This window comes from Dietzia sp. B19 (genome assembly GCF_014145155.1).
Taxonomy (GTDB): domain Bacteria; phylum Actinomycetota; class Actinomycetes; order Mycobacteriales; family Mycobacteriaceae; genus Dietzia; species Dietzia natronolimnaea.
This window is the reverse complement of the sequence record NZ_JAALED010000566.1, coordinates 2,492-11,367: the sequence shown is the minus strand read 5'-3', so window position 1 is coordinate 11,367 and position 8,876 is coordinate 2,492. Positions and strand designations below refer to the sequence as shown.

The window sequence follows — 8,876 nt, the reverse complement described above, 5'->3', positions numbered from 1 at the left end:
TCCGATCCCGCCCCGCAGGCCGCAGGCGTCGCGGTCTGGTCGCGGTACCCGCTCTCGCCACCCGAGCGGGTCGCCGGATTCAGCCTGGGAGTCCTGCGCACGGACATGGCCGGCCCCGCGGGTCCGGTGACGGTGGTGGCGGCTCACCCCGTCGCGCCCGTGTTCGACGGTCCCGCCGCGGTCGAGGAGGCGGACCGTCTGAGGTGGTACCTCGGCGGGTTGCCCGGACCGGCCCCCGTGGTGGTGGGCGGCGACTTCAACGCCACCTGGGACCACGCCCGGTTCCGCGGACTGCGTGGGCTGGGGTACACCGATTCGGTCTCCGGCGGTGGCGACGGCTGGGTGCCCACGTGGCCAGCCGACGGGCGCGTCCCGCCACTGATCGGCATCGACCACGTGCTCGCGCGGGGAGCGTCGGCGGTGGGGGAGACCAGGACCGTCCGGGTGGGTGGCACCGATCACCTGGGCGTGATCGCGACGGTACGTCTTGCCGCGGACCGGGTCCGTTGACCTACGATGCGCACCATGAGTTCACGCATCCTGACAGCAGCGTCCGGCCTCGGTGCGGTCGCGCTCGCCGTGGTACTCGGGGGTTGTGGCGGGGCGACCGTGGAGGGGGAGGCGCCCGAGGTGGCCACGGAGTCCACCACGACGTCCGCCGCGTCGAGTACCCCGTTCGCCGAGGAGCGACCGGAGAAGCCCACCGGGCCCGTGACACCGCCCCCGCCGCCCGAGCCGCAGCCGGAACCGATGCCGGGGGAGCCCGCGCCGGAACCACGAACGGACGACACCCCGGCGGCTGAGCCCGCTCCCGTCGCCCCCGGGGGCGGTGACTTCGTCGCGCTGCTGCAGAGGCAGGACGTCGCACTCCCCGAGGGCGTGGATCCGGTGGCCACCGCCGCGGAGGCGTGCGGCCGCTTCGACGGGGGCCAGCAGATGGACGAGGTCTCGGGGTGGCTCGGCGAGTACGGGCGGTTGGGCCCCGAGCAGCAGGGATTCTTCCTCGGCGCCGCCGTGGGTACCTACTGCCCCCAGAACTTCCCCAAGCTCGGCTGAGCCCGGCCGGTGTGAGCCCCGCGTCTCACATCCGGCTGTACTTGGCACGGCCCAGGGAGTAGACGCCGTACAACGCGATCCCGACGCCGGTCATGATGAGCAGGATCTGGCCGAACGGCTGCTCGCCGACCGTTCGCAGCGCGGCATCGAGTCCGCCCGCCTTCTCGGGATCCGCGGTCACGACCGCCGCGATCACCAGTCCGCCGAGGATGACCAGGGCGGCACCCTTGGCGATGTACCCGAGCTGACCGGAGACGACGATGGCCCGCCCGACGTGTCCGCCCCCGGTACGTTCCAGGTCCTCGACGAACTTCTTGGTGGCGCCCTTGTAGACGTGATACGCGCCCACGCCGATGATCACGAGGCCCACCACGACGAGCGCGACCTTGCCCGGTGCGGAGCCGAGCAGTCCGGCGGTGGTACCGGACGCCGTCTCGGAATCCGAATCGGATCCACCGGAGGCGAACCGGGCGGTGGTCACGCCGAGAGCGAGGTAGACGGCGGCCTTGGCGCCCGCCTTGACCCTGTCCGAGGCCTCCTCCGATCCCAGGATCATCTCGATGACCTGCCAGAGACCGAGGGCGAGGAAGCCGATCGCGCCGACCCAGAGGAGGGCCTGGCCACCCGGTGCGGAGGCGATCTCGGCGAGGGCACCCGAGTTGGACGCCTCCTCTCCGCCCGATCCGGTCGCGATCCGGATGGCGATCCACCCGATGAGCAGGTGGAGGATCCCGTTCATGACGAAGCCCGCGCGGGCCAGCCACTCGAGGGCGGGATGGTCGACGGCGGAGCGGGCGGCGCCCTGAACGGAGCGAGGGGAACTGGGTGTCTTCATCTCAGCACTCTCCCACGAGCTCGGCTTCCCCACGACCTCGGCGGTTCACCACTCGATCTCGCCGAGGACGTCGTTCCGCCGACGGAGCTCGGCCAGCCGCTGTTCGGCCGCGCGGTGCTCCTCGGAGCGGCGGCGGGCCTGTTCGGCGAGTGCGTCCGCCTCGACCTCGGCCAGGAGGAGCTGGAGACGGTCCTTCTGTTCGCGCAGTGTCTCGACCGAGGTGTCCATCGCGATGAGCTTGCGTGAGCCCGCGCTGGCATGGAGGAACGGGTTCCGTTCGAGGATCAACCTCGCCTCCTCGGGGTCGAGCACCCGCGACAGCTTGAGCAGCACGGGGTAGCTCTCGCCGTCGCCGCCGGTTCCCGGTTCGTGATCCGGGTCCAGGGCGGCCGCGACCACCTTGAGTGGTCTGGCCCTCGGGGAGGCGCTCCGGAAGTCCACGTCGTCTGCGTCCACGAGCTCCCGACCCCTTCCGTTCCCCGCCTCCTGGCGTTCCCCGGTCCTGGGTCAACCGTAAACGCCCCGGCCACAGGGGCCGGGGCGTTTCAACGATTACGCGAGCTGCGGGATCAGCAGTCGTAGTACAGGTCGAACTCGTGCGGGTGCGGACGCAGGTTGACCGGGGCGATCTCCTTCTCCCGCTTGTACTCGATCCAGTTCTCGATCAGGTCCTCGGTGAACACGCCACCCGCGGTGAGGTACTCGTGATCGGCCTCGAGGCGGTCGAGCACCGCGCTCAGCGACGTGGGGGCCTGCGGGATGTCGGCGGCCTCCTCCGGCGGGAGCTCGTAGAGGTCCTTGTCCACCGGGGCGTGCGGCTCGATCTTGTTCTTCACGCCGTCCAGGCCCGCCATCATCATCGCGGCGAACGCGAAGTACGGGTTGCCCGAGGAGTCGGGGCAGCGGAACTCGATGCGCTTGGCCTTGGGGTTGTTGCCCGTGATCGGGATACGGACACAGGCGGAGCGGTTGCGCTGCGAGTACACCAGGTTGATCGGCGCCTCGTAGCCCGGGACGAGCCGGTGGTAGGAGTTGATCGTCGGGTTGGTGAACGCCAGCAGGGACGGCGCGTGGTGGAGGATGCCACCGATGTAGTAGCGGGCGACGTCCGACAGTCCCGCGTAGCCGGCCTCGTCGTGGAACAGCGGCTTGCCGTCCTTCCACAGCGACTGGTGGGCGTGCATGCCGGAGCCGTTGTCACCGAAGAGGGGCTTGGGCATGAAGGTCGCGGACTTGCCGTTCTTCCACGCGGTGTTCTTGACGATGTACTTGAAGAGCTGGATGTCGTCGGCCGCGTGCAGGAGCGTGTTGAACTTGTAGTTGATCTCCTGCTGGCCACCGGAGCCCACCTCGTGGTGGAAGCGCTCGAGCTCGAAGCCGGCGTTGGTGAGGTTGGTCGACATCTCGTCGCGCAGGTCGACGAAGTGGTCGTAGGGCGCCACCGGGAAGTACCCGCCCTTGGGGCGGACCTTGTACCCGAGGTTCGGTGAACCGTCGGCCTCGGACTCGGCTCCCGTGTTCCAGTTGCCGGCGATCGAGTCGACCTCGTAGAAGCCGTGGTTGGTGCCCGAGCCGTAGCGGACGGAGTCGAACACGAAGAACTCGGCCTCGGCACCGAAGAAGCAGGTGTCGGCGATGCCCGTGGAGATCAGGTACTCCTCGGCCTTGCGCGCGACGTTGCGGGGGTCGCGGCTGTAGGCCTCACGGGTGAAGGGGTCGTGCACGAAGCAGCTGATGTTCAGCGTCTTCGCCTTGCGGAACTGGTCGAGGCGAGCGGTCGACACGTCCGGCAGGAGCATCATGTCGGACTCGTGGATCGACTGGAACCCCCGGATGGACGAGCCGTCGAACGCCAGGCCGTCCTCCATCATGTCCTCGTCGAAAGCCGCGGCAGCGATCGTGAAGTGCTGCTCGGCGCCGGGCAGGTCGGTGAACCTGATGTCGACGTACTCGACGCCCTCGTCCTTGATGAACTTGATGACCTCGTCCGGAGTGGAGAATGCCACGATGTCGCTCCTCGTCTCTCTGTGCGACGGGCAACCGGTGCCGCCCGTCGTGCGGTGACCTCACGATATGGGCGAGGTGTTGCCCGGCCGTCAACCGAATGTTTCGGCAGTGTTACAGAGGCGGGCCGGGTGGTGTCCCTCCCAATGGGGTCAGCCTAGTCAACCATTGTGGGGGAACGTCGACACGGGGATCGACCGGGCCCCGGTTACCCTGGGAACCATGCGTGAACTTGCAGGATCATGGCTGTCCGGCCCGACCTCGTCCGGCAACGAGCCGGAGCAGGCCTTCAAAGGTGAGCGGCTCGGGCTGCCCCGGTACGGCGAGGGCTCTCTCGCGCCGCTGGGGGTGCGTCTCGGCGCGCTACTGGTCGACTGGTTCCTGGCCTACGGGTTCGTGGGACTCGTCGTCACCCTCGGTGGACCGGGCCTGCTCGGAGGCGAGACGTTCTCCGCCGTGGCCAGTTGGGCGACTCCGCTGCTCTGGGGCCTGTCCGGCGTGGTGTGCGTCTGGCTCTTCGCCCAGACGCCCGGACAGGCACTCTTCGGGATCGGCACCGCACGGATCGACGCCGACGAGCGGGTCGGTGTCCTCCGTGCGATCGTCCGGGTCGCCTTCGTGTTCTTCCTGCTGCCTCCCCTCGTCCAGGACGAGGACGGCCGCGGCCTGCACGACAGGGCGACGGGTACGGCGCTCATCCGGACCCGGTGACCCCGGAGCTGGTCCCGGTGGGCCCGGTGGGCCCGGAGACGGATCCGGGGATCTGTTCGCGCTAACCCGTCGGCGCGGCCGGCGAGTGCGACCGGCGCGACCAGCGCGACCGGTGGGCGTGACGGGCTCCGGCCCCGGTCAGCCCCGTCGCCGGGCGCTGCGCTGCATGTTGCGGACCTTCGCGCCCTGGGGGAGCGGGCCCTTGGGCATCTGGTTCTGGATGCCGGTCTTGGTGCCCAGCGCACGCAACCGGGTGTCCAGGGCGTCGACCTTGGCGCGGTTGATGTTCATCGGGTAGCGGGTCAGGCGACGGTTGAGCTTGCGCAGCGGGACCTGTTCAGGGGTCGTCCCCTCCTCGTCGCCGACGATCAGCTCATAGATCGGGGTATCACCGACGACCCGGGCGACCTTCTTCTTCTCCTGCAGCATGAGTGGCTTGAGCCGGTGCGGCTGCCCCTCGCCCACGAGGACGATCCCGCATCGGCCGACCACGCGGTGCACGGCGTCGAAACTGGTCGTCGCCGCGACGGCCTGATTGACGCGCCAGCCCGATCGGAGCTGATCCAGTGCCCACGCCGCCGCACCGGGCTGTCCTTCGGCCTTCGCGAACACGGTGTTCTGGACGCGGCGGGAGAAGATCACCATCGCCAGCATCAGACCGGTGAGGACACCGAGTGGGAGCATCCACCACTCCCCGCCCCAGAGCGAACCCAGGAGGAAGAACGCGGCGGTGGAGAGGATCAACGCGCCGATCATCAGGGGCCACAGGAGTTTGTCCTGCTTGGACTGGATCTTCAGGGCCTCCCACATCTGCCCGCGCTGCGCTTTGCTCGCCTGCCGCCGTGCAGCCCGAGCCGCCTTCTTGTCCGCCTTGCTGACCTCGCTCTTCGCCATACCGTTCAGGATACGTGGCGGGGACCACCGTTCGGGAACCGCGGTTCGCCGCAGGGGTGGACAGGGCGAGCAGGACGGGTGGCGCGGCTGAGTCGGCCGGGCGGCCCGGCTGAGACGGCCGGGTCGGACGTGGGCCCGCGGGGGGTCAGGCCCGGGCGCGCGCCAGCACGGACGAGGCCTCCTGCGAGGCGGCGCCCCCGGAGGTCAACTGCGCGAGGTGCTGCGGAACCTCCTGGCCGCGGTGTTCGAGAGCCTGGACGTAGAGGCGACCGGCCCGGTACGAGGACCGCACCAGTGGACCGGCCATGACCCCGGCGAAACCGATCTCGCGCGCCTGGTCGGACAACTCCACGAACTCCTCCGGCTTGACCCAGCGGTCGATGGGATGGTGCAGCGGACTGGGCCGGAGGTACTGGGTGATGGTGAGGATGTCGCACCCCGCGGAATGCAGGTCGATCATCGCGTCGACGATCTCCTCCGTGGTCTCACCCATCCCCAGGATGAGGTTGGACTTGGTGACCAGCCCGAAGTCACGGGCGGCGCGGATCACTCCGAGGGACCGGTCGAACCGGAACGCCGGCCTGATGCGCTTGAAGATCCGGGGGACCGTCTCCACGTTGTGCGCGAGCACCTCGGGCCGGGACTCGAAGACCTCCGCGAGCTGATCCGGATCCCCGTTGAAGTCGGGGATCAGGTTCTCGACGCCGGTGTTGGGGTTGAGTTCGTGGATCTTGCGGACCGTCTCCGCGTACAGCCACGCGCCACCGTCGTCGAGGTCGTCCCGGGCGACGCCGGTGATGGTCGAGTACCGCAGGCCCATCTCGCGAACGGACTCCGCCACGCGCCGCGGCTCGTCCCGGTCGAGGGCACTGGGCTTGCCCGTCGCGATCTGACAGAAGTCGCAGCGTCTCGTGCACTGTTCGCCGCCGATGAGGAAGGTGGCCTCGCGGTCCTCCCAGCATTCGTAGATGTTGGGGCAGCCGGCCTCCTCGCACACCGTGTGCAGGCCGCCGGTCTTGACGAGGCCCTTGAGTTCCTTGTACTCGGGGCCCATCGTGGCCCGGGTCCGGATCCAGGAGGGCTTCCGCTCGATCGGCGTCTCGGCGTTGCGGGCCTCGATGCGGAGCAGTTTGCGGCCTTCGGGAGTGACAGTCACGGCCGCCAGCCTACGCTCGAATCACCCCACGGGTAGTCGACCGTCGAGCGCCTCCACCACGTCGGAGGTGACCTGGTCGAGGACCTCCGAGACGGGGACGTCCCGTCCGAGTTCGGCCGAGAGGGACGTGACCCCGGCGTCGACGATCCCGCAGGGGACGATCCGCGAGTAAGCATCGAGATCACAGTCGCAGTTGAGCGCGAAACCGTGCATCGTCACCCCGCGCTGGACACGGATCCCGATGGCGGCGATCTTGCGCTCCGGCCGGCCGTCACCGGCCGGACACCACACCCCGGACCGGCCGTCCACCCGGTCGACCTCCACCCCCATCCGGGCGCACGTGGTGATGAGGGCCTGCTCCACCCGGCGGACGTACTCGACCACGTCGATGGGGTCCGACAGGGCGATGATCGGGTACCCGACCAGCTGCCCGGGTCCGTGCCAGGTGATCCGACCACCCCGGTCCACGTCGACGACGGGGGTCCCGTCGACCGGGCGATCCGACGGCTCCGTGCGCTTCCCGGCGGTGTACGTGGCCGGGTGTTCCAGGAGCAGGATGGTGTCCCCGCGGGCTCCGTCGGCACGCTCCTGCGCGAGCGTTCGCTGCAGCTCCCAGGTAGGGGTGTACTCGACGGTGCCGAGGCGGCGGATCTCCGGCTCGACCGGATCGCGGCGCAGGGACAGACCGGTGTGGGACATGCCGTCCACTCTAGGCCGAAGGGTCCCGCAGACGACGAGGGGCGCCCTCCCGGAGGAGGACGCCCGTCGCGCTGTCGTCGGGACCTACAGTCCGAGGTCTCCCTCGAACTCGGCCTTCTGCAGACGGTCCTTGACCGTGGTGAGGAAACGACCGGCGTCCGCGCCGTCGATGAGACGGTGGTCGTAGGTCAGCGGCAGGTAGCCCATCGACCGGATGGCGATGGACTCGCCGTCGTCATCGGCGTCCACCACGGGGCGCCGCACGATCGCGCCGGTCCCCAGCATCGCCGCCTGCGGCGGCACGAGGATCGGGGTGTCGAACAGTGCACCCTCGCTCCCGATGTTGGTGATGGTGAACGTGCCCCCCTGGAGGTCGTCCGGGGTGAGCTTGGACGCCCGCGCCCGCTCTGCCAGGTCGATGATCGCCTTGGCGAGCCCCGGGATGTCCAGGTCCTGGGCGTCGCGGATGACCGGGGAGAGCAGCCCCGCCTCGGTGTCCACGGCGATGCCGAGGTTCACCGAACCGTGGTAGGTGATCTCGTTGGTGTCCTCGTCGTACGACGCGTTGACGTTCGGGTGCGAGACCAGGGCCTCGACCACCGCCTTGGCGTAGAACGGCAGGTAGGTGAGCTTGACGCCGTGCTCGTCCGCGAACCGGCTCTTGGTCCGGGCCCGCAGTTGCGCGACGCGGCTCATGTCCACCTCGAAGACCTGCGTGAGCTGCGCGCTGGTCTGCAGCGACTCGCGGGTCTTCTTGGCCGTGATCTTGCGGATCCGGTTGGCCTTCTTGGTGGTCCCGCGCAGCTCGGCCAGTTCGGGTCGGACTCCGGCCTTGGACGGGCCGCCTGCCGGGGCCTTCTTCTCCGCGGGGGCCTCGGTGCCGCCCTCGGCGCCACCCTCGGCCGCGGCGAGGACGTCCTGCTTACGGATGCGTCCGCCGATCCCGGTGCCCGTGACGGATTCCAGGTCCACGCCGTGCTCCTGCGCGAGCTTGCGCACGAGCGGGGTGACATAGGGGGAGGTACCGGAGCCGGAGCCCGTGGCGCCGCCCTCGTTCTCCGTCCCGTTCTCCGCCGCGGCGAGCACGTCCTGCTTGCGGATGCGCCCACTGGCCCCGGTGCCCTCGACGGTCTCGAGGTCGACACCCTTCTCCTCGGCGAGCGTCCGCACCAACGGGGTGGGGGACGGCGAGGTGCCGGACTTGGCGGCCTCCGCCGGTTCGGCCCGCTCGCCCTGCGCGCCCGAGGAACCCGGGCCGTCGGCCGTGTCCGCGTCCGCGTCCGCGGACTTCTCGGCCTTGGCGGCGGCCTTCTTCGCCGCCTTCTTCTCGGTCTTCGGGGTCCCGCCCGCGGCGTCGTCCTGCTCCGCAGCGCCGGCAGCGTCGGTGGCATCGCCCTCCGCCTGCGCGGGGGCGTCATCCGGACGGGTGGACTCGGCGGCGTCGGACGTCCCCTCGTCGGCGGGCTCGTCGTCCCGGTCGGAGGAGTCGCCGTCGCCGATGACGGCGAGGACGGCACCGAC

Annotated in this window: 10 protein-coding genes; 3 read left to right on the top strand and 7 right to left on the bottom strand. The window is 69.9% G+C overall.

The window, feature by feature from the left end:
* On the top strand, window positions 1-510 hold a 510-nt coding region (locus tag G6020_RS15425; RefSeq protein WP_182611210.1), incomplete at its 5' end, for an endonuclease/exonuclease/phosphatase family protein.
* 15 nt (window positions 511-525) lie between these two features.
* Entirely contained in the window at window positions 526-1,056 is a 531-nt protein-coding gene (locus tag G6020_RS15420; protein WP_241732764.1) for a DUF732 domain-containing protein, read from the top strand.
* A 25-nt stretch (window positions 1,057-1,081) separates the two neighbouring features.
* Here G6020_RS15420 and G6020_RS15415 read toward each other — a convergent pair whose 3' ends face one another.
* The 3 genes from G6020_RS15415 to glnA form a co-directional block, all read right to left on the bottom strand.
* A complete protein-coding gene (locus tag G6020_RS15415) occupies window positions 1,082-1,891 on the bottom strand; it encodes a DUF1206 domain-containing protein (protein WP_182611208.1) in 810 nt (269 codons plus the stop codon).
* 45 nt (window positions 1,892-1,936) lie between these two features.
* Window positions 1,937-2,347, bottom strand: a complete 411-nt coding sequence (locus G6020_RS15410; RefSeq protein WP_179525013.1) for a hypothetical protein — start codon at window positions 2,345-2,347, stop codon at window positions 1,937-1,939.
* 113 nt (window positions 2,348-2,460) lie between these two features.
* Window positions 2,461-3,897, bottom strand: coding sequence for a type I glutamate--ammonia ligase (glnA, locus tag G6020_RS15405; protein ID WP_179525014.1), 1,437 nt, complete (start codon window positions 3,895-3,897; stop codon window positions 2,461-2,463).
* Between the two features lie 220 nt (window positions 3,898-4,117).
* On the opposite strand from glnA, the gene G6020_RS15400 reads away from it, so the two are divergent.
* On the top strand, window positions 4,118-4,606 hold the full coding sequence (locus G6020_RS15400; protein WP_179525015.1) for an RDD family protein: 489 nt from the start codon (window positions 4,118-4,120) through the stop codon (window positions 4,604-4,606).
* A 138-nt stretch (window positions 4,607-4,744) separates the two neighbouring features.
* Here G6020_RS15400 and G6020_RS15395 read toward each other — a convergent pair whose 3' ends face one another.
* The 4 genes from G6020_RS15395 to sucB form a co-directional block, all read right to left on the bottom strand.
* Window positions 4,745-5,500 carry a DUF4191 domain-containing protein gene (locus G6020_RS15395; RefSeq protein ID WP_179525016.1) on the bottom strand — a complete coding sequence of 252 codons (756 nt, stop codon included), beginning with the start codon at window positions 5,498-5,500 and terminating at the stop codon, window positions 4,745-4,747.
* A gap of 145 nt (window positions 5,501-5,645) precedes the next feature.
* Window positions 5,646-6,656 (bottom strand): lipoyl synthase, encoded by a 1,011-nt coding sequence (gene lipA / locus G6020_RS15390; RefSeq protein ID WP_182611207.1) that lies wholly within the window; start codon window positions 6,654-6,656, stop codon window positions 5,646-5,648.
* Between the two features lie 21 nt (window positions 6,657-6,677).
* Window positions 6,678-7,355 carry a lipoyl(octanoyl) transferase LipB gene (gene lipB / locus G6020_RS15385; RefSeq protein ID WP_182611206.1) on the bottom strand — a complete coding sequence of 226 codons (678 nt, stop codon included), beginning with the start codon at window positions 7,353-7,355 and terminating at the stop codon, window positions 6,678-6,680.
* Window positions 7,356-7,439: 84 nt separating this feature from the next.
* Window positions 7,440-8,876: 2-oxoglutarate dehydrogenase, E2 component, dihydrolipoamide succinyltransferase (gene sucB, locus G6020_RS15380; protein ID WP_206682240.1), on the bottom strand; the 1,437-nt coding region annotated here is incomplete at its 5' end.